Annotated in this window: 13 protein-coding genes; 10 read left to right on the forward strand and 3 right to left on the reverse strand. The window is 66.9% G+C overall.

Annotated features, from left to right (window positions below):
* The 5 genes from O9335_RS12025 (at position 1) to O9335_RS12045 (ending at position 6,619) form a co-directional block, all read left to right on the forward strand.
* A complete protein-coding gene (locus O9335_RS12025; protein ID WP_298388375.1) occupies positions 1-213 on the forward strand; it encodes a DUF2788 domain-containing protein in 213 nt (70 codons plus the stop codon).
* Between the two features lie 75 nt (positions 214-288).
* Positions 289-1,530 (forward strand): efflux RND transporter periplasmic adaptor subunit, encoded by a 1,242-nt coding sequence (locus O9335_RS12030; protein ID WP_298388377.1) that lies wholly within the window; start codon positions 289-291, stop codon positions 1,528-1,530.
* 1 nt (position 1,531) lies between these two features.
* Positions 1,532-4,681: an efflux RND transporter permease subunit gene (locus O9335_RS12035; protein WP_298388379.1), complete on the forward strand. Its 3,150-nt coding sequence runs from the start codon at positions 1,532-1,534 to the stop codon at positions 4,679-4,681.
* A complete protein-coding gene (locus O9335_RS12040; RefSeq protein ID WP_298388381.1) occupies positions 4,678-6,066 on the forward strand; it encodes an efflux transporter outer membrane subunit in 1,389 nt (462 codons plus the stop codon). Before O9335_RS12035 ends, O9335_RS12040 begins: the two co-directional genes overlap by 4 nt.
* Before the next feature lie 91 nt (positions 6,067-6,157).
* Positions 6,158-6,619 (forward strand): CBS domain-containing protein, encoded by a 462-nt coding sequence (locus tag O9335_RS12045; protein WP_298388383.1) that lies wholly within the window; start codon positions 6,158-6,160, stop codon positions 6,617-6,619.
* Positions 6,620-6,677: 58 nt separating this feature from the next.
* On the opposite strand, the gene O9335_RS12050 is transcribed toward O9335_RS12045, so the two are convergent.
* On the reverse strand, positions 6,678-7,421 hold the full coding sequence (locus O9335_RS12050) for a hypothetical protein (protein WP_298388385.1): 744 nt from the start codon (positions 7,419-7,421) through the stop codon (positions 6,678-6,680).
* A gap of 104 nt (positions 7,422-7,525) precedes the next feature.
* Here O9335_RS12050 and aroC point away from each other — a divergent pair, with 104 nt between their 5' ends.
* The 4 genes from aroC to O9335_RS12070 all read left to right on the forward strand — a co-directional run bounded on the left by aroC (position 7,526) and on the right by O9335_RS12070 (position 15,027).
* Entirely contained in the window at positions 7,526-8,623 is a 1,098-nt protein-coding gene (aroC, locus tag O9335_RS12055) for a chorismate synthase (protein ID WP_298388387.1), read from the forward strand.
* A gap of 95 nt (positions 8,624-8,718) precedes the next feature.
* Positions 8,719-9,903: an efflux RND transporter periplasmic adaptor subunit gene (locus O9335_RS12060; protein ID WP_298388390.1), complete on the forward strand. Its 1,185-nt coding sequence runs from the start codon at positions 8,719-8,721 to the stop codon at positions 9,901-9,903.
* A gap of 9 nt (positions 9,904-9,912) precedes the next feature.
* Positions 9,913-13,131, forward strand: a complete 3,219-nt coding sequence (locus O9335_RS12065; RefSeq protein WP_298388392.1) for an efflux RND transporter permease subunit — start codon at positions 9,913-9,915, stop codon at positions 13,129-13,131.
* Positions 13,132-13,212: 81 nt separating this feature from the next.
* Entirely contained in the window at positions 13,213-15,027 is a 1,815-nt protein-coding gene (locus tag O9335_RS12070) for a serine/threonine-protein kinase (protein WP_298388394.1), read from the forward strand.
* A 46-nt stretch (positions 15,028-15,073) separates the two neighbouring features.
* On the opposite strand, the gene O9335_RS12075 is transcribed toward O9335_RS12070, so the two are convergent.
* Positions 15,074-16,411: a hypothetical protein gene (locus O9335_RS12075; RefSeq protein WP_298388396.1), complete on the reverse strand. Its 1,338-nt coding sequence runs from the start codon at positions 16,409-16,411 to the stop codon at positions 15,074-15,076.
* 260 nt (positions 16,412-16,671) lie between these two features.
* On the reverse strand, positions 16,672-16,944 hold the full coding sequence (locus O9335_RS12080) for a hypothetical protein (protein WP_298388398.1): 273 nt from the start codon (positions 16,942-16,944) through the stop codon (positions 16,672-16,674).
* 298 nt (positions 16,945-17,242) lie between these two features.
* Between O9335_RS12080 and O9335_RS12085 the strand changes: the two genes are divergently transcribed.
* On the forward strand, positions 17,243-20,146 hold the full coding sequence (locus O9335_RS12085) for a carboxypeptidase regulatory-like domain-containing protein (protein WP_298388400.1): 2,904 nt from the start codon (positions 17,243-17,245) through the stop codon (positions 20,144-20,146).
* Positions 20,147-20,907: the final 761 nt, after the last annotated feature.

Raw genomic sequence — 20,907 nt, forward strand, 5'->3', positions numbered from 1 at the left:
ATGGGCGGATTCACCGAGGAGCAGATCGCGCAGTTCGGCCTCACCTTTGGGGTCGGCGCCTTCATGCTTTACATGCTGTTCATCATCGTGCAGCTGGCGCGGGAATCGAAGGCCGGCCGCTTTGGCACCTTCGTGCTGCTGCTGGTGTTGGGCTTTGGCCTCCTGGGCTTCGTGGCCAAGGGCGTGATCAAGTTTTTCATCGGCGGCAGCTGAGCCTCTTCCAGGCGCGTACCCCGGCGGACCATCACTAACGTCAGTGCCTGCGTTCTTGAGGCACCATGCCGCCGCATGCGCGCCATCCACTCCCCGTCGTCCCGGCTCTGGGCCCCGTTGTTGTTGTCGACCTGCCTGCTGGCGGCCTGCCAAAAGTCCTCGCCCGATGGCGCAGGCAAGCCGGGCGGCAGCCCACCCGAGGTGGGCGTGGTGACGGTGACACGGGGCGAGGCGCCCCTGACGCTGGCCTTGCCCGGGCGGCTCACCGCCAGCCAGACGGCCGAGATCCGTCCCCAGGTAACCGGGCTGATCCAGCGCCGGCTTTTCGAGGAGGGGGCGTTGGTGAAGGCGGGGCAGCCGCTTTACCAGCTGGACGCCGCCAGCTTCGAGGCCGAGCGTGCACGCGCCGCAGCTGCCTTGCAGCGGGCGGAGGCGCAGCGGGCCGTGGCCCAAACCAAGGCCACGCGCGACGCCGAGTTGCTGAAGGCCGATGCCCTCAGCCACCAGCAGGCCGATGACAGCGCCGCAGCGGCTCAGCAGGCGCAAGCAGAGGTCGCTGTGGCGCGCGCCACCCTGGAAGCCGCGCAGGTGCAATGGGCACGCTCGCGCATCGTGGCCCCCATCGCGGGTCGCGTGGACATCTCCTCGGTCACGGCCGGCGCCTTGGTGACGGCCAACCAAACCCAAGCGCTGACAACCGTGCAGCAACTGGACCCGATGCAGATCGACATCGTGCAAAGCAGCGCCGAGATGTTGGCTTTGCGCCGGCAATTGGCCGGTCGGGGCGGCTCCAGCTCGGTGGAATTGGTGCTGGAAGACGGCAGCGTCTACCCGCAGCGTGGCACGCTCAAGGTCAGCAGCGTGGGCGTGGACCGGGGCACCGGCGCCGTGACCCTGCGTGCCACCGTGCCCAACCCCAAGGGCGATTTGCTGCCCGGCATGGTGGTGACCGCCCGTGTGGTGGCGGGTGTGGACCCCGACGTGATCTTGGTGCCGCAACAGGGCGTGAGCCGATCGGCCACCGGCGACGCCACCGCTTTGGTCGTGGGTGAGGGCAACAAGGCCGAGCGCCGCCGCTTGAAGCTGGCGCGTGCCGTGGGCAACCAATGGCTGGTGACCGAGGGCTTGGCCGTGGGCGACCGACTCATCGTGGAGGGCCTGCAACGCGCCCGCCCGAACCAGCCGGTGACCCCGGTGCCGGCCGGCTCCAAACCGCCAGCGCCAGGGCAGGGCGGCAAGACCGAGAAGGGTGGGGGAGCCAAAGCGCCGGGTCCGGCGGGTGCGTCGGCCGTGGCCGCAGGCGCCAAGGGCGGCTGAGATGGCGTCGTTCTTCATCGACCGACCCATCTTTGCCTGGGTCATCGCCATCGTCATCGTGCTGGCGGGCGCAGGTGCGGTGCACAAGCTGGCGCTGGAGCGCTACCCCGACATCGCCCCCACGCGCGTGTCGATCAACACCAACTACCCCGGGGCATCCGCCAAAGCCATCGAGGATTCGGTGACGCAGATCATCGAACAGAGCCTGAAGGGCATCGACGGGCTGCTTTCCATCGAAAGCAGCAGCAGCGCCACCGGCAGCGCCAGCACCACGCTGACCTTCGTGGCCGGCACCAACCCCGACACCGCGCAGGTGCAGGTGCAAAACAAGGTGCAGTCGGTCATCAGCCGGCTGCCGCAGGCCGTGCAGGCGCAGGGTGTGCGGGTGACCAAGTCGGGCACCGAACCCCTGATGGTTGTCATGCTCACCAGCGACGATCCCGAGGTGACGTCCGGTGACTTGGGCGACTACCTCAACTCGACGCTGTTGGACATCGTCAGCCGCGTGGAAGGGGTGGGCGATGTGATCGTGTTCGGTTCGGGCTACGCCATGCGCATCTGGCTCGACCCCCTGAAGCTGCAGCGCTATAACTTGGTTCCGGCCGACATCCGCACCGCCTTGCTGCAACAGAACACCGAGGTGTCGGCCGGGCAGATCGGTGCGCTGCCCGCGCCGGAAGGGCAGCGGCTGACCGCCATCGTGACGGCGCGCTCCAAACTCACCACGGCCGAGGAATTCCGCCAAGTCATCTTGCGCGTTCAGCCCGATGGTTCGTCCCTGCGCCTGGGCGATGTGGCGCGGGTGGAATTGGGCCGCGACAGTTACACAACCAATGTGCGCTCCAGCGGGAGCACAGCGGCCGGCATGGCCATCTTCCCGGCCAGCGGCGCCAACGCCCTCGCCACGGGCGATGCCGTGAAGGCCAAGCTGAAAGAGCTGGAGCCTTTCTTCCCACCCGGCTACAAGGCCACGGCCACCTTCGACAGCACGCCCTTCATCCGCGTGTCCATCCAGGGCGTGGTGCAAACGCTGATCGAGGCCATCGTGCTGGTGGTGGCCATCATGTACCTCTTCATGCAAAACCTGCGGGCCACCCTGATTCCGGCCATTGCCGTGCCCGTGGTGTTGATGGGCACCTTCGGCGTGCTGGCGGTGGCGGGGTATTCGATCAACTCGCTCACCATGTTCGGGCTGGTGCTCGCCATCGGCTTGTTGGTGGACGACGCCATCGTGGTGGTCGAAAACGTCGAACGCCTGATGCGCGAGGAAGGCCTGTCGCCCAAAGACGCCACGCGCCAGAGCATGAAAGAGATCACCGGCGCGCTGGTGGGCATCGCTGTGGTGTTGTCGGCGGTGTTCATTCCCATGGCCTTCTTCGGCGGCTCCACGGGCATCATTTATCGGCAGTTCAGCATCACCGTGGTCAGCGCCATGGTGTTGTCGGTGCTGGTGGCCATGACCCTGTCGCCGGCGCTGTGCTCCACGCTGCTGCGCCCGATCCACCAGGGTCAACACGCAGCGCATGGCGGCCCGATCGGCAAGCAACTGGACTGGTTCTTTGGCGGCTTCAATCGCGGGTTCGAGCGCTTCACGCAGCGCTACGTGGGCCAGGTGCGTTGGCTGACGGCCCGGGGGGTGCGCAGCTTCGGCGTGTACCTGGCAGTGATCGCTGGCATGGCCTGGATGTACACCAGCCTGCCCACCTCCTTCTTGCCCGACGAGGACCAGGGCGGGCTGCAGATCCAAGTGCGCATGGCGCCGGGCGCCACCAACGAGCGGTTGGAAGGCGTGATGCAGGAGATGGAGGCCTACTTCGCCGAGCAGAACGACATCCTGTTCTACAACGTGGTGCGCGGTGCGGGTGGCGACCAAGGCTCGGGGCAGGGCTTCATCCGGCTGCGCGACTGGAAGGAGCGCCAACGCCACGAGCAGTCCGCAGCCGCCTTGGCCGAGCGCTTCACGCGTGACCTGGGCCGACGCATCCGCGACGCCAATGTCTTCGTGGTCATGCCGCCCACCGTTAGGAGTTTGGGCGGCAGCGCCGGCATCCAGCTGTTCCTGCAAGACCTGGGCGGACTGGGCCAAGAGCAACTGGCGCAGGCCCGCGATCGGCTCATCGAGCTGGCCAACAAGCACCCCGAGCTGAGTCGCACCCGCACCAACAGCCTGGCTGACACGCCGCAGCTGCAGGTGTTGATCGACGACCAACAGGCGGGCGTCCTGGGGGTGTCGCCGGCGGTCATCAACGACACCTTGTCCATCGCGCTGGGCGGTGCCTACGTGAACGACTTCATCGACCGCGGCCGCGTCAAGCGCGTGCTGGTGCAGGGCGAGGCCGCCTACCGCGCCGACCCCGAAGCCATCCGCCATTGGTACGTGCGCAACGCCAGCGGGCAGATGGTGTCTTTCGCGGCCTTCGCCACCAGCCGCTGGACGAGTGGCCCGCGGCAACTGGTGCGCTACAACGGCAGCTCTGCCTTCGAGATCCAGTCCGACGTGCCGCCTGGCGTGAGTTCCGGCGCAGCCATGAAAGCGATGGAAGAGGTGCTGCGCGAGATGCCCCCGGGCATCGGCTACGAATGGTCGGGCCGCAGCTACCAGGAGCGGCTGAGCGGCGACCAAGCGCCGCTGCTGTACGCCATCTCGGTGCTGTTCATCTTCCTGTGCTTGGCGGCGCTGTACGAGAGCTGGTCCGTGCCCTTCAGCGTCATGCTGGTGGTGCCACTGGGCATCTTCGGTGCTCTGGCCGCCAGCCACCTGGGCGGTCAGAGCAACGATGTGTTCTTCCAGGTGGGCCTGCTGACCACCGTGGGGCTGTCGGCCAAGAACGCCATCCTGATCGTCGAATTCGCCGAGACCCTGATGGCCCAAGGCCTGGGCCTGCTGGAGGCGACGCTCAAGGCCAGCCGCCAGCGCTTGCGCCCGATCTTGATGACCTCGCTCGCTTTCATGATGGGGGTGCTGCCGCTGGCCTACAGCAGCGGCGCGGGCTCGGGCTCGCAAAAGGCCATCGGTTTTGGGGTGCTGGGCGGCATGGCCAGTGCGACCGCCTTGGGCATCTTCTTCGTGCCCTTGTTCTACCTGTGGGTCAAGCGTCGCTTCAGCCGACTGACGCCGCCCGCGGCAACCAGCGCGGAGGGCCGGACATGAAAACCCACTTGACCCTGCTGGCCACCGCCTCGCTGCTGGGCGCCTGCGGCAGTTTGGTGCCCGCCCGAGACGCCGACACCGCCGTGCTGCGCGATCAATTCCAAGTCGACAACACGGCCGCCAAGGTGGACGCTGGCCCCCCGGTACAAGCGACGGCATGGGACGGCTTCTTCACCGACGCTCGGCTCCAAAAGACGGTGGCCGTGGCCCTGGCCCAGAACCGCAGCTTGCGCGCCAGCGCCGCGCTGGTGGAACGCGCACGGGCGCAGGCCGGCGTAGCCGACGCCGCGCTGTGGCCCACGGTCGACGGCGCGGTGAACGCCAGCCGCCAGCGCAACGCCGGTATTGCCAGCACGACGACCAGCGGCACCCTGGGCTTGGCCCGCTACGAAATCGACCTGTTCGACCGATTGGGCAGCCTGCAGGGCGCCGCCCGGGCGCGCTTCGAGGCCCAGCGCTGGACGCAGCGGGCGGCCCAACTGTCCCTGGTGGCCGAGGTGAGCAACGCCTGGCTGACCCTGGCGGCCGAGCAGCAGCGCCAGGGCCTGGCCGATGCGCTGCGCGACAGCCAACAGAAAACGTTGGCCTTGGTGGACAAACAGCACGCGCTGGGCGCTGTCTCGGGCCTGGTTCGCGCCCGTGCGCAAACCGCCTTCGAGGCGGCCCGAGGCGAAGCCGCCCGCAGCCGCGTGGCGGTCACCCAAGCGCGCCTGGCCCTGGAGTTGTTGGCCGGGCAGCCTCTGCCGGACGACTGCTTGCCGTCGGCCGATGCCCTGGTGCTCGACCTCAGCGCCGTGCCGGCGCTGCCCGCCGGACTGCCAGCCACCGTGTTGCTTCAGCGCCCCGACGTGAAAGCCGCCGAACAGCAACTGCAAGCCACCGCCTATGACGTGGGCGCGGCCCGAGCCGCGCGCTTCCCGCGCCTGTCGCTGACGGGCAGCTTGGGCACGCGCAGTGCCGCCTTGGACGACCTGTTCAAGTCAGGCACTGGCTTTTGGAGCGTGGCGCCGCAGATCGACATCCCGCTGTTCGACGCCGGCGCTCGCGCCGCGCAGGTCGAGGTCGCGAGGGCCACGCGCCAGCAGGCCATCGCGTCTTACGACGCCACACTGCAGGCGGCCTTCCGCGAGGTGGCCGACGCTTTGGCCGTGCGCGACAGCCTGTCCGAACGCCTGGACGCCGCTCAGGGCCAGGTGGCTGCGGCCGAGCGCAGCTTGGCTCTGGCCGAGGTCAGCTACCGGCTGGGTGCTTCCAGCCAGTTGGAGCTCTTGGACGCGCAACGCCAACTCAGCAACGCCCAACTCGCTCGCGTCAGCCTGCAGCAGCTGGCACAGCTCAACCGGGTGCAGCTGTTGCGGGCGTTGGGTGGTCGATGGCAGCCGTGATCGCGGGTGAGTCCCAGGGCAGGGGGAGGCCGCCGTTGTGCTACGGTTTGGGACCCCCTTCTTCTGACCCTCGCTTTCCTGGGAGACATCGATGAAAGTCGCCGACATCCTCAAGGTCAAGGGCAACACCCTGTTCACCGTGACCCCGGAAACCCCGCTGGCTGAAGCCGTGGCCTCCATGTCGAAGCTGGACATCGGCTCGCTGGTGGTCATCGAGCTGGGCGACGTGGTGGGCATGCTCACCTTCCGCGAAGTCATCAACGCCGTCGTGGCCAACGGCGGTCAGATCGGTGATCGACAGGTTCGCTCCGTCATGGACGACCACCCGCTGACCTGCACGCCCGACACCGAGATCGACGAGGTGCGCCGCATGATGCTCGGCCGCCATGCGCGCTACATGCCAGCGCTGAACGGCAAGACCCTGATGGGCGTGATCTCGTTCTACGACGTGGCCAAGGCCGTGGTCGACGCGCAAGACTTCGAGAACAAGATGCTCAAGGCCTACATCCGCGATTGGCCTGTTGAGGAAGAAGGCGACGCCAAGTCGGGTTGACGGCCAGAGGTCCCAACAACAAGGCCCCTCGCGAGGGGCCTTGTTGTTGATGGACCGTTCAGGCTTTGGGCTGCGCCTCGCGCAGCCGCGCCAGCAGGGGCGCGTTGAGCTCGCGCGTGTGCGCGTTCCACTTGCGCTGCTGTTGCTCCAGCTCGGCGCGCCAGGTGTCGGCCTGGGGCTGGTGCTGGGACCAGGCCCAAAGCAGGCGTTCGGCCTTGGCTTCGAAGCTGCCGAAGCGCGCGACGGTGGCGCTGAACAGCGTGCCGGCCTCGTCGTGCCGGCCCTGCTGGGCCAGGGCACGGGCGCGCAGCAGGGCCACGGCCTCGGCGCGGAAGTCGGGTTGGCGGTCGGCGATCACCGCCAAGTGCGTCAGGCACAGGTCGGCACGGCCGCGCTGCAACTGCACCTGGGCAGCACCCCAGCGCACGTCGGCGTCGTTGGCGAAGGGCCCTTGCAGGCACTGCTCGTAGGTGGCCGCGGCCTCCTCGAGTTGGTCTGCGCCCAGGAGCGCGGCGGCCAGCCGCATTTGGTTTTGCGCTGTGGGCGTGTCTTCCAGCGCGGCACGGGCTTCACGCAACTCTCGGCCAGGGTCGAGCACACGCCCCACCGCGCGCAGGGTGCGGTTGGCCTGGCGGTGCAACCGGCTGTGCGGCAGGTAGATCGTCAGCAGGTAAACGACCGAGCCCAAGAGCGGGAAGCTGAAGAGGATGAACAGCCAGTACGTCTGCTGGCCGCTGCGCACGGCGTGCACCGCACAACAAAGGGCCAGCGCGAGGTGCAGGCCGATTCCGACAAAAGGCATGTTGGGGCTCCCTGGGTGCCTCTGTGAGGGCGATGGGCGGCATTCTCGGGGCGGCGAGGGTGGCATTCCTAGAATGCGGGCCCGATTCGGGTTCAGGAATTTTCATGGCGGGCAGCACCTTTGGCAACTGGTTTGCCGTTACCAATTTCGGCGAGAGCCACGGCCCGGCCATCGGCTGCGTCATCGACGGCTGCCCCCCGGGCCTGCCCCTGAGCGAGGCCGACATCCAGGGCGACCTGGACCGCCGCCGCCCCGGTACCAGCCGTCACGTCACTCAGCGCCAAGAGCCCGATGCGGTCGAGATCTTGTCCGGCGTCTACGAAGGCGTGACCACCGGCACACCGATCGCGCTGCTCATTCGCAACGTGGACCAGCGCAGCAAGGACTACGGCAACCTGCTGGACACCTTCCGCCCCGGCCACGCCGACTACCCCTACTGGCGGAAGTACGGCCTGCGCGACCCGCGCGGCGGTGGGCGCAGCAGCGCGCGCCTCACCGCCCCCATGGTGGCCGCCGGCGCCGTGGCCAAGAAGTGGCTGGCCGAGCACCATGGCATTCGGGTGCGCGGCTGCATGACGGCGCTGGGCGCCACGCCCATCGCCACCGACGATTGGAGCCAAGTCCACCACAACCCCTTCTTCGCCGCCACGGCCCAGGGCATCGATGCTCTGGAGGCTCAGATGGACGCGCTGCGCAAGAGCGGCGACTCGGTGGGCGCCAAGTTGCGCGTGGAGGCCAGCGGCCTGCCGCCGGGCTGGGGCGCGCCGCTGTTCGACAAGCTGGACGCCCAGATCGCCTACGCCATGATGGGCATCAACGCCGTGAAGGGCGTGGAGATCGGCGACGGCTTCGGCGTGGTGGCGCAAACTGGCAGCGAGCACGGCGACGAGCTGCACCCCGAAGGGTTTGCCAGCAACCACGGCGGCGGCGTGCTGGGCGGTTTGAGCACCGGGCAGGACCTGGTGGTGCACATCGCCATCAAGCCCACCAGCTCCATCCGTTTGGAAAAGGCCAGCATCGACCGCGCGGGCCAGCCCACCACGGTGGTGACCCACGGCCGGCACGACCCCTGTGTTGGCATCCGGGCCACACCCATCGCCGAGGCCATGCTGGCCTTGGTGCTGATGGACGCCGCCTTGCAACACCGCGCCCAGTGCGGCGATGTGCGCATCGACACACCGCCTGTCCCCGGGCATCGGTAGCCTGTCCAGCGCGGGGTGCAGTTCGTCGCGCCCCGCATGCACTTCGTCGCGCCCCTCGCCACCATGCCGGTTGTTTTTCATCACCGGAGCCGGGCATGGGGCTGCTCAACACCACCACCGTTCGTCAACGTCGTTGGGCCTGGGGCGCGGGCTTAGGCGCCATCGCGCTGGCCGCGGTCGCCACCGCCGTGCTGGCCCGAGGGCAAGGCGACGCGACCCAGGACGAGAAAAAACTGGCCGACAAGGCCTTGCGCTTCAACCCCAGCGAGGTGGTGCAGCCGCAGCTGGCCAAACTGGCCGCGCGCATTGAGTTCTCGGGGCCGCTGGTGGCCCCCAACACCGCCACGGTGCGCGCCAAGGGCGGTGGCACCTTGTTGGCGCTGAATGCCCCGGAGGGCACCCGCGTGCGCGCTGGGCAGGCCATCGGCAGCCTGGACCTGGAGGACCTGCGACAGCGAGTGGCCGAACGCGCAGCCGGCGTTGAAGCCGTGCGCGCCCAAGCCGTGCAGGCGGAGCGCACGCACGCGGCCAACGAGAGCTTGGCGCGCCAGAACTTCATCGCCCCCACGGCGCTGGACTCCAGCCGCGCCGCGCTGGACACCCAGCGCGCCCAACTGGCCGCCGCCCAGGCGCAGCTGCAAACCATGCAGGTGGCCCTGCGACAAGCCAGCCTGACCGCGCCCATCAGCGGCTGGGTGGCCAAACGCCATGCGGTGCCGGGCGAAAAGCTCCAAGCCGAACAGCCGGTCGTCACGGTGGTGGACTTGAGCCAGTTGGAGTTGGCCGGCTTGGTGGGCACGCACGAGGTGGCGCGCCTGAAGCCCGGCATGGCGGCGCAGGTGCGCATCGAAGGTGTGGCCGAGCCGGTGACGGCGCGTATCGCCCGCATCAGCCCGGCGGCTGAGCCGGGCACGCGCTCCATCGGTGTCACGCTCAGCCTGCCCAACCCCGGTGAGGCCCTGCGCGCCGGCCAGTACGCTTTGGCCACCGTCACCTTGGACGACCCCGAACCTCGCCTGACGGTGCCCGTGTCCGCCCTGGTCGGCAGTGACGGCCAGCAGCAGGTGTGGCTCATTGAGCAAGGCGAGCTCAAACGCCGCCTCGTCACCACCGGCCGTCGCGATGCCCAACGCGGCCGTGTGGAGGTGCTCAAGGGCTTGACGCCCGAGGCTCAGGTGCTGGCCGGTCGTTACGACAACCTGCGCGAAGGCGCCAAGGCCACGGTGGACACCAAGCCCGCGGCCCAAGCGGCCGCCGCCACGCCCCAGGCGGGGGGCTGAGCCATGTGGATGACCCGCGTTTCCATCAACAACCCCGTCTTCGCCACCATGGTCATGGTGGCCCTGTGCGTGCTGGGCCTGTTCGCCTACCAGCGCCTGGGCGTGGAAGAAATGCCCGAGGTCAGCCTTCCGGGCGCCTGGATCGACGTCCGCTACCCCGGTGCCTCGCCCGAGGCCGTAGAGCGCGAGGTCGCCAAGCCCATGGAGGAGGTGTTCAACACCATCGCCGGGGTCAAGCGCATCGCCAGTCGCAGCTTTGAAGGCCGCATGCAGCTGAACGTGGAGTTTTCGCTCGACACCAACATGGACCGGGCGATGCAAGACGTGCGCGACCGCCTGACCCTGGTGCAAGCGGGCTTCCCCAAGGACGTGAAAGCGCCCAACGTGGCCCGCTACCAAGAGGGCAACCAGCCCGTGCTGGTGGGCGCCCTCATCAGCCCGCAGCGCAGCAGCCGCGAGCTGAGCCTTCTGGCCGAGCAGGTGCTGGTCAAGCGCCTGCAACGCGTGGGCGGCGTGGCCGTGGTGAACCTGTGGGGCCAAACCGGCCGCGAGGTGCGCATCGACCTCGACCCGCTGCGCCTGCGCGCTTTCGGCCTGACGCCATCGGAAGTGGCCGCCGCCCTGCGCGAGGCCAACGCCGACCAGCCCGTGGGCCTGCTGAGCGACGCGCACAGCGAAAGCACGCTGCGCGTGGAAGGCCGCATCAAAGACCCGCGCGCCTTTGCCAACGTGGTGGTGGCCCGCCGCAACGGCCTGCCGGTGCTGCTGAGCGACGTGGGCGCGCTGACCGAGCGCGAGCGAGAGGCCGACACCCTGAGCCGCATCAACGGCCAAGAGGCCATCGGCTTCAACGTCTTCAAGCAGCAAGACGCCAACGTGGTGAAGACGGGCGAGGGTGTCAAGGAGGCCCTGGCCGAGCTGCGCAAGCAGCTGCCCAGCGACGTGGAGCTGCGCGACATCTGGGTCAGCAGCGATTTCGTCAAGGGCTCGCTGGACGGCCTCAGAAACACGCTGATCGAGGGTGCGCTGCTCACCATCGCCATCGTGTTCCTCTTCTTGCACAGCTGGCGCAGCACGGTCATCACGGGGCTGACGCTGCCCATCGCGGTGATCGCCAGCTTCATCGCCGTGTACGCCTTCGGCTTCACGCTGAACTTCATGACCATGATGGCGTTGAGCCTGGTCATTGGCCTGCTGATCGACGACGCCATCGTGGTGCGCGAGAACATCGTGCGGCACGTGGCCATGGGCAAGAGCCACCGGCAAGCCGCCTTTGACGGCACGCAAGAGATCGGCCTGGCCGTGCTGGCCACCACCTTCGCCATCTGCGCCGTGTTCGTGCCCGTGGCCTTCATGGGCGGGGTGGTCGGAAAGTTTTTCTACCCCTTCGGCATCACCGTGGCGGTGGCCGTTCTGGTGAGCCTGTTCGTGTCGTTCACGCTGGACCCGATGCTGTCGGCGGTGTGGCAGGACCCGGGCGCCGCCCCCATGCGCCGCTGGCGCGTCATTGGCCCCGTGCTGGGCAAGCTCTTGGACGGCAGCGACCGCGCCATGGCCGCGCTGACCCGGGGCTACGAGCGCACCATCCGATGGGCCTTCAGCCCGCGCCGTTACCGCGTGCTGGCTTTGCCCCTGCCCATCTACGCCCACCCCTTCGGGCCCGACAACCGCCGTGACAAGACCCAGGCGCGCCGTTGGCGCCTGATGACGCTCACGCCACGCGGCTTGGTGATGGCGGCGGGGGGCCTGAGCTTCGTCGTCGCCATCGGTTTGAGTCCGCTGGTGGGCAGCGAGTTCGTGCCCGAAACCGACCAAGGCTTCACGCAGATGAACCTGCGCATGCCTGCCGGCTCCAGCCTCGCCCGCACCAACGAGAAGGCGCTGCAGGTCGAGCAACTGCTGCTGGCCATGCCGGAGGTGAAGACCGTGCAAACCACGGTGGGCGGCAATGGCGAGGGCTTCAGCACCAGCCGTGCCGCGGCCAGCATGAGCATCGCCCTCAAGCCCAAGAACGAGCGCAAGCTCAGCCAGAAGGAGTTCGAGGCCAAGGCCAGAGAGGCCATCGAGCAGGTGGCCGGCGTGGAGCTGTCGGTCGGCTGGGGCAAGCCCATCTACGTGGCCCTGCTGGGCAACGACAGCGAGCAGCTGGCCAAGATCGCCGACGAGTTCGCCGCCAAGCTGCGCAAGATCAAGGGCGCCGTGGACGTGGAGACCACCAGCAAGCCAGGTCTGCCGGCTTTTGCTGTGCGGGTGAAGGAATCGGCCGCCCGTGAGTTGGGCTTGAACCCGCCGCAACTGGCCGCCGCGCTGCGCACCTTCGTGAACGGCGACGCCGCCACGTATTGGACGGCCCCCGATGGCGCCCAGGTGGAGGTGAGCCTGCGCCTGCCCAAGGACCAGCGCGAGCGCATCGACCAAATGGCCAAGCTGCCCGTGGCCTACGCCAAGGACGGCTCGCCCATCGCGCTGGACCAGGTGGCCACCATCGAGCCGGTGTTCAACCCCGAGGTGATCCGCCGCCAGAACCTGATGCGCCGCGAGGCCGTCATCGCCGGTGTGGACGGGCGTTCGCTGGGCGAGGTCAGTGCCGAGGTGGACAAGCTCATCCAGGAGACGCAACTTCCCCCGGGCATCAGCTTCGACGTGGGCGGCCAGAGCAAGGAGCAAGCCGAGGCCTTCGCCGGCCTGCTGAGCGCCATGGCCCTGGCGGCGATCTTCATCTACATCGTGCTGGCCAGCCAGTTCGGCAGCTTCCTGCAGCCCATCGCCATCATGGCCAGCCTGCCGCTGGCGCTGATCGGCGTGATGGTGGCCCTGCTGGCCTGGGGCAGCACGCTGAACGTGTTCTCCATGATCGGCCTGGTGATGCTGATGGGCCTGGTGACCAAGAACGCCATCTTGCTGGTGGACCGCGCCAACCAGATGCGCAAGGGCGGCATGGCGGTGGCCGAGGCGCTGATCGAGGCCGGCGTGACCCGCATGCGCCCCATCGTGATGACCACGGCGGCCATGGTCTTCGGCATGCTGCCCCTGGCCTTGGCGCTGAACGACGGCGGCGAAATCCAGGCGCCGATGGGCCGGGCCATCATCGGCGGGGTCATCACCTCGACCCTGCTGACCCTGATCGTGGTGCCGGTGCTCTACAGCTACCTGAGCCGCGAAAAGAAGGCGCGACCGGCGCCCGAAGGCCAGCCCGTCAGCCTGGGGGCTTTCGCGCACCGGGAGTGACCCGCTCCCCGGGCAACTGAGGGGCAGGAGCGGGCCCCACCTGGGGTAAGGTCGGGCCCCAGCGTGTTTCCCGCCGTTCCTGTGTCGCCCGCCCCCTCCCCAAGCCCCGCCAAGACGGCCGAAGACCAGCGCCAGGCCCTGCCAGCCGGCACCCGCTTCGGCGAGCTGGAGATCCTGCGCACCTTGGGCATCGGGGGCTTTGGCATCGTCTACCTGGCGCGCGACCACGCGCTCGAGCGCGATGTGGCCATCAAGGAGTTCATGCCGGCGCACCTGGCGTGGCGCAGCACCGACACCCACGTCAGCGTGAGAACGTCGGCCCACCTCAAGACCTTTGAGTCCGGGCGCCGCTCTTTCGTGAACGAGGCCCGGCTGTTGGCCCGCTTCGACCACCCATCGCTGCTCAAGGTCTATCGCTTCTGGGAAGACCACGGGACGGCCTACATGGCCATGCCCTACTTGCAAGGCCAAACCCTCAGCGCAGCGCGCAAAGCCCTGGGCCGCGCCCCCGACGAAGCTTGGATCCGCCAGCGCTTTCTGCCCCTGCTCGACGCCTTGGCCTTGCTCCACGCCTCGGGCGTGTTCCACCGGGACATCGCGCCCGACAACATCTGGCTGAGCGCCCCGGACGAATTGCCCATCCTGCTCGACTTCGGCGCCGCTCGCCGCGAGATGGGCGACCAAACCCAAGGCTTCACCGCCATCCTCAAGCCCAGCTACGCGCCCATCGAGCAGTACGCCGACAGCAGCACCATGCGCCAAGGCCCGTGGACCGACCTTTACGCGCTCGGGGCCGTGCTCTACCACCTGTTGGTGGGCAAAGCGCCACCCCCCGCGACGGCCCGCATCGTGGCCGACGAGTGCCAGCCGCTGTCCCAACGCAACACGCCGGCTTTCCAGGGCTACAGCGCCGGCCTGCTGCAGGCCATCGACTGGGCCATGAGCATTCGCCCCAAAGACCGCCCCGCCAGCGTGGCCGACTTCCGCGCCGTGTTGCTGGGCGAGCGGTCGGCGCCGCCACGCACGCCCTGGGAGCCGCCCGCGCCCGACCTGCAGCACCCGCTGCTGAACCTGCCGCCCCAAAGCGACCCGATGGCCACCACCGTGCGCGAGGCGCGCGACGATGCCACGGCGCAGGCCGAACCGGCACCAGTGACGTCGTCAGCGCCAGCCTCAAGCCCGACAGAGCCGCGCAGCCAGAGGGCTTCGGCGGCACCTTCGGCCTCCAAACGATCGCGGGAAAAGCTGGCGGTCACCGTGGCTCTGGCCGACACACAAGCCCTGCAGGGCGGCGGCAAGAACGGGGGCCAGTCCAGCCTGCGGTGGGGAGGGTGGGGCGGGGCCACCATTGCGGTGGGGTTGGCGCTGGCGTTGCTCTATGCCTTGACCCGCGTGCTGGCCCCAGCCACCGAGGCGGCGCCAGCGTCCACCACCGTCGCTGAGCCCTTGCCGGCCTCAGCGGCGCCCCTGTCTGGGGCGGCGAGCGAAGCACCAGCGGTGGCGCCCCTCCCCGAAGCAGCCCGCGCCACCAGCTCGCCTGCGGGGGTGACGCCCAGCCCAGACCGCTCGGCGCCGACGACCGCCAGCCCGAAGCCAACGCCGCGGCGCGAAGCGCTGCCGAAGCCAGCGCCCGCCCCACTTGCCACCGGGTCGACGGCCCCCGTCGTGGCAACGTCGCCTGCTCCCGCAGCGTCTGTGCCCACGCCAACGGCTTCGGCCGCCCCGCGCGCGGAGCCATCGCCCGAAGACCCGAACGCCGCCTGCGCCGATCGCCCCAACTTCCTGGCGAAGGAGTTTTGTGTGGCCCGCCGTTGTGAACGCCCCAACTTCGCCGCCCACCCAGCCTGCCTGCGCATCCAGGAACTGCGCGAGCAGCAACGCCCTCAGCGCAACTGAAGCGGGGCCGGGTCGTCCTGCCGCCCCGGCTCTGACGGGCCCAGCGTCACTCGAAATCGACCTTCACTTTGTCGACCGTGTACTTCCCGCCGCCAAAGTAGCCCCGCGTGCTGGCGTCGCGGGTGAAACGCACCTTCAGCGTTGGCGCGCTGCTGGGGTACTGCGGCCCGCTGCTGTAGCGCGGGCGCGGCGCGCTCCCCACGTTGAAGCTGCCGCTCTGGTCCACCACGCGGGTCAGGCTCTTGCTGGTCTCAAAGGGGCCAAACACATCGCTGCTGTCGTAAAAGCCGCTGTAGTAGCGCGTCCCGATGGCGGCCTTGCTGCTGGTGACCGTGCGCGTGCCGTAGTGGTAGCGATCGCCGCTGGTGAGCAGGCTGACCCGCAGGTTGGTCAACTTGTAGCTGCTGGCCGTCACGCGCGTGGCCGCGTTGGCGTCCACCACGATCAGCGAACCACTGCCGAACACCCGCGCCGTGTTGGCTGTGGTGTCCACCAGCACCCCGGTGTCCTCGTCCACCCCCAGACCCTGCCGAATGCCCAAGTGCTGCATGGCCGCCGCCAAGCGGCCCAGTCGCCCTGAGCGGGCGTCGAAGTGGGTGTCGCTGAGCAGGGTGGTGGGCAAGAAGCCCAAGCCCTTCATCGTGCCGCCGTTGTCGAAGTAGCGCAGCGCGCTCGTGCCTTCGCGCGTGTCGCCAAACGTGGCAAAGCTGGCGATGGGTGTGGGGCTGGGCAAGTTGGCATTGAAGTGCAAGTAGCCGTAGCTGATGCCCACGCCGTGCATCGTGGCGTTCACCACATGATTGCCGGCCGAATCGCCCGCCACCACCACACTGCCAGCCCCATTGGCCCAGCGGCTTCGCAGCGCCGACGCCACCGGCGTGTCGCTGCCATCGTCCCGGAACAGGCTGCGGGCGATCTTGGCCTGGTCGCCTCCGGTGAAAAACACCACATCGGCCTGGTTGACCAGCGCCACATTGGCGCTGCTGTAAGCGGCCGAGACGAAGTTGTCGACGTGCAGATTCAAGTGCTTGGGCGAAAAGCCGTGCGTCTGAAACAGGTTGTAGTAGCCCCGCTTCCGCACCGAGCCGTTGGTGTTCAGCAAATCGTTCTGGAAGGCATCGATGCCCACGGCGCTGCTGGCGCTGGCCGACGTCACGACCAAGATGCGAGGGCAGCGCGTGGTCGACCAGTCCGTGCTGCAGTTGGTGGTGCTGGCCAAGTTGGGCGTGGTGGCGGCATCGATCCCCGTCGCCTTGCGCAGGCCGTTGACGAAGAGATCGGTGTTGGTGTCGCTGTACCCCCCGCCCGACAAGAACAACTTGCCGGCGTGGGCAGGGAAAGCGATGGACAGGGTGGCGGTCAGAGCCAGCAAAGGAAAACGCATGGTGTTCGGCATCCAGAGTGGAGAAGGGCGCCGGACCACCAAGACCGCGAGAGCCGGCCGCTTCAGCGTAGTGACGGCGGCATGACGCAGCCATGGGGCAGTTTGTCTGCAAGCGACATCGACTTGCGGCTTTTCTCATCGCACTGCACAAAATTCGGGCAAATCCGGAGCGGGTTGCCCCGGGGGCCCGAAGCAGCCACCACGGCCGGCCGCCAGGAGGGCGACAACGCGCATCGGGCCCAGCGCTGCTGAATGCCGTGTCAGCCAGGTCGACAATCCAATCGGCGCCACGCCGGATCACGGCCGTGCGGCATCAGTTGACGAGCCAACTCATGCGCTCTGGCGCAGTTTTCGATGGCGATGAGTTCCGCGACCAGTCGCAACAGCGTGCCGAGCAGCGTGGCCCGCATGCACCGGGCCTTGTTCGCCACATGGCCCGCGGCGCCGAGCGCCGTGAGGTGCCTGCAGTCCTGGGCAGGATCGACGCCGACAACCGGATGGCAGCATCGCCCAGACCCACTTGATTTGCTCATGGGAGCGTTCCTTGATCGCGTCTGCCGCGACCATCTGCTCAGGGAATCCCCCCTTTGTTTAGGGGGGTGATCCCGCAACACTCCGCGCCGGCAGGGTTTGGCTCCGCCGCTCAATGCCATGGCCGACGGGATTGGGTGCACAACATCGCGCTGCGTTTTGGAGCCCCGCCGAGGCTTCCAGCCCCATCTGGCCGCGACGAGATTCTTTGCAGGTACCAAGAGTGGCTGTCCGGGGGCACTCCCTCTGGGGGCCACGAGCCAAACCCAGTTGGCGCCCTTGAATAACGAAAGAGACCCAATGAAACCGAGGCTTTCCCGTCTGCTCAAAGGCGCCTTGCAGAGCGTGTTTTTGCTCTTGGCCGTGGTGACACACGCGCACGCTTCCAGCGTTTCCGGCAGGGTCCTTGATGCCCAGTCCAACCCGATCGCAAATGCGAAAGTCGGTTTGAAGGCCAGCGCTGCGACAGGGCAACTCTACGGGCGGGTCGTGGATGCCAACAAAAACCCCATTGTGGGCGCCCAGGTATTTGTCGATGTGATGCCAGAGGTTTCAGGTCAGTCCCCACACATCTCTGTAACAGATGGCAATGGGCAGTACCAATTGAGTGACGTGCCGGCTGGAACCGTTACCTTGGGCATGTGGAAGCGCGGCTATGAAACGCAGTATCAAATGAATGTGAGCGTGTACGCCGGTGCCCTGACGCAGCAGGACCTGAGTTCCCGGGCCGTGACCGTCAGCGAGGACCACGTGGTGCTGCTCAGAGCCGAATTCCAGAACATGAAGTTCCACCCGGATCACACGGCCGCCTGGGCGGATCAGCTGTTTTTCGACGATACGCCCGGCCGGGCCTCGGTGCGAAATTTTTACTACCAGCTGTCGCATGGGCGACTTGACCTGCGAAAGGGCGCCAATGTATTGGTGCAGGTGACCGACCCTGCCTTGCAGTACCCCCACGACGATTCGAAGCGCGATGACATCGTCGATTACGTTATCCGCGCCTCAAAAGGCTTGGTCAACTACGCAGACCCCAAACTGGATCGCAGCGCCAGTTGGGATCATGCCCCCGGGGCCGACGGCAAGATCGATCACTTGGTCGTGTTGACGGCCGGCATGCCCAAGTCGATCACCGGGAGCAGTTGCGACATGAATCCCGTGTCGATGATCAACACCGAATATGTCACATCCACGATCAAGTCACCCGTCCAAGCGTTGTTGGCCGAGTATTCGCCACTGGGAAACATCGTGCATGAAATGTTTCATTCCATGGGCGAAACCGCGGTGCAGGACCTCTACATTGGCGGTAGCTGTGACAGCACCAATGAATTGGCAACCGACTTGACCACCCTTGGAAAATGGGAGGCCATGGACATCGGGATGTACAACCTGCTGCGTGAAGGTTTCACCGACCCAAGGGGCAGCAGCTGCACGGCAGGCTACAAGGATCCGTGCGCGGGGCAAAGCGGCAATTGCCTCGCCGCGAAATTTGGCGGCCAACCTGCTTTGCCAGGCACCTGGACCCTCTCGAAGTGGTATCACAAAAAGTTTTGGGACGATGGTGTGATCCAACGCATCACCGTCGGGAACGGAAAGGCCCAAACGATCCGCCTCTACCCCTATTCCACCAGCGGAAATGGTGCGCAGGCCATCATCGTGCCGCGTGCCTCCAACAGTTCCCAGTGGTGGACGATCACCAACCGTCAACCGATCGGAACGGATCGTGGTCTTGTCTTTGCGAATACGGCCGGCCAGAAAGGCATCGTGATCGATTTCAACGACGCCGCCCTGGCGGGGCGCATGGCTCTGAAGGGGCCCTCGCGGGTTCGCGACAGTCACCCCGGCACGGTGCCCTCTTACGCGCACTACAGTTGTCGCGCGGCGGCGGATGACGCGGCCTTCAATGTGGGAGAGGTATCCACCTACACTGAAAATGAGTTGGATGTCCGGTTGATTCAAGAACATCCCGACGGTTCGATTTCATTGCGTGTGGGCAACGGAGTCTCTGCGCAATCAAACGTTTCCCAGACGGCCGCAAGCGCACCCAAACCTGGGGTTCAATCAACGCGCGAAGCGACAGCATCAGGCCGCAAGGCCGGCCCCTCGCAAGCGGATTCAATGGGCGCCAGCCTGCGCCTTGACATCACGCCTTCTCAAAGCGCGAGGCCTGCAAACACCTCGTTCAACGCCACAAAGGGTCGCCTGAACAAGGCTTACTCAGCCACTTCGGCAGGCGATTTCCTGTTTGAAGATGTCGCTGCGGGCGACTACACCTTGACGGCCGACGCCTGCGGCTATTCGCAAGGTGTGGCGCCCATCAAGGTAGATGGCGTCGGTCATGTCAGCAGAGATCTGGTGCTACTGGCCAACCCTGCCCGCAAGTTGGCAGCAGTGGTCTCGTCGCCGGCAAACCAGGCGCGGTTTTCTGCAGGGCAGACGATTCTTCTGTCGGCTGTTGGCAGTTCGGTCTTTGGTGAAGCAAGCTACGAATGGCGAAGTGACCGCGATGGCTTGCTTGCCACGTCATCCACGGCCAGCGTGACGCTCACGCTCGGGGTGCACAACTTGACCTTGCTGCTGAAAAACGAGCTGTGCACAACGCAAGCCTCCGTCACGGTCAATGTCGAGGCTGCTTCGGTCAATCTTCCGCCCTTGGCCTCGTTCACCACCAGCCAGTCGGACCTGACCCTCAATGTGACCAGCACCAGCAGTGACCCGGACGGCACGATCGTGGCCTACCAATACCAATTCGGTGACGGCAGCACCGCGTCCTCACCCAATGCCGCACGCACGTACCCGTCCGCGGGCACGTACACCGTCACGCTGAAGGTCACCGATGACCGAGGCTCAACGGCTGTGAGCAGCAAGCAAGTGACGATGCAAGCTTCGGATCCGGGGCGCCTGCAAAGCGGCGTGAGCAAACCGTTCAGCCTTGCTGAAAAGGCTGAAATGGTTTTCAACATTGATGTTCCAGCGGGTCAAACCCAGCTCACCATCAATGTATCTGCCGCCACGGGAGATCCCGACTTGTACGTCAAGCGCGGCGCCGTTCCGACGCGAGCATTTGGCGGCTCTGATTTCAAATCGACGAAAACCGGGACCAGCGAAACAATCTCCATTCAAAACCCGGCCGCCGGCAAGTTCTACATTCTGGTTTATGCCTTCCGGGCCATTGGCGGTGGGGCGGTTTCAGCGACCTACAAGTGACGCAGCTCGTCTCGGCAAGTCCCGAGCGGGTTCGTCCGGAGTTGCCCCTCGGCTCAGGTGGTCAGGCCGCGGAACACGCGGAACCCGAAGGTCATCACCAGCCCCAATGGGCACTTCTCGTGACCCGGTTTCCGCGAACCGACTGTGGCTGATTCCGCGCATCACCGCCAGATCGGTCGTTTGGAACCGCGCCACCCGCGTCTGCGCGGCCCTTCATGGCGCTTGGCGCCCTGCAAAACCCGATTTCCGGGCTCCGCGGACGCACCTCGGCCCTCACCGCGCCCACCCAGACGGGTCATCCCAAGTTCGACACCAACCGTCGCAAGTGCTTGATCCATATAGACCAGGCCGTGGGAATTGCCACTACAGCCGGGGTAACTGGGTGTCGACGGTGGGTTTCTTGATGTTGAGCGCGGCCAGGGCCTCAGCTTGGCGTGGTTGAACGGTGGAGACGCCGTGAATCAGGGCGCCACGGTCGATGTTGTTGGACCTCGACGTGCCCGCCCCGGTGCGAGGGCAGCAGCAGGGCACTCATCGGGACGCGGCAGCGGGGGCAACTCAGGCGCTGGGCGGCGGCAGGGTTGTTCATGCGGGCTTGTGGTGGAGCGCGCAAGGTACAAAGTCGGCCCTGCAAATTACCCAACCCGTTGTTTTTGAATGACTTTCGGGTGATTTCGGATGGTCGAAACTCCCGGAATTCAATTCAATGGGCGGCATTTCCTGGGAGATCGAGGACAGCATCCGATGGCCACCGACGACTT

Source organism: Inhella sp. (genome assembly GCF_027532025.1).
Classification (GTDB): domain Bacteria; phylum Pseudomonadota; class Gammaproteobacteria; order Burkholderiales; family Burkholderiaceae_C; genus Inhella.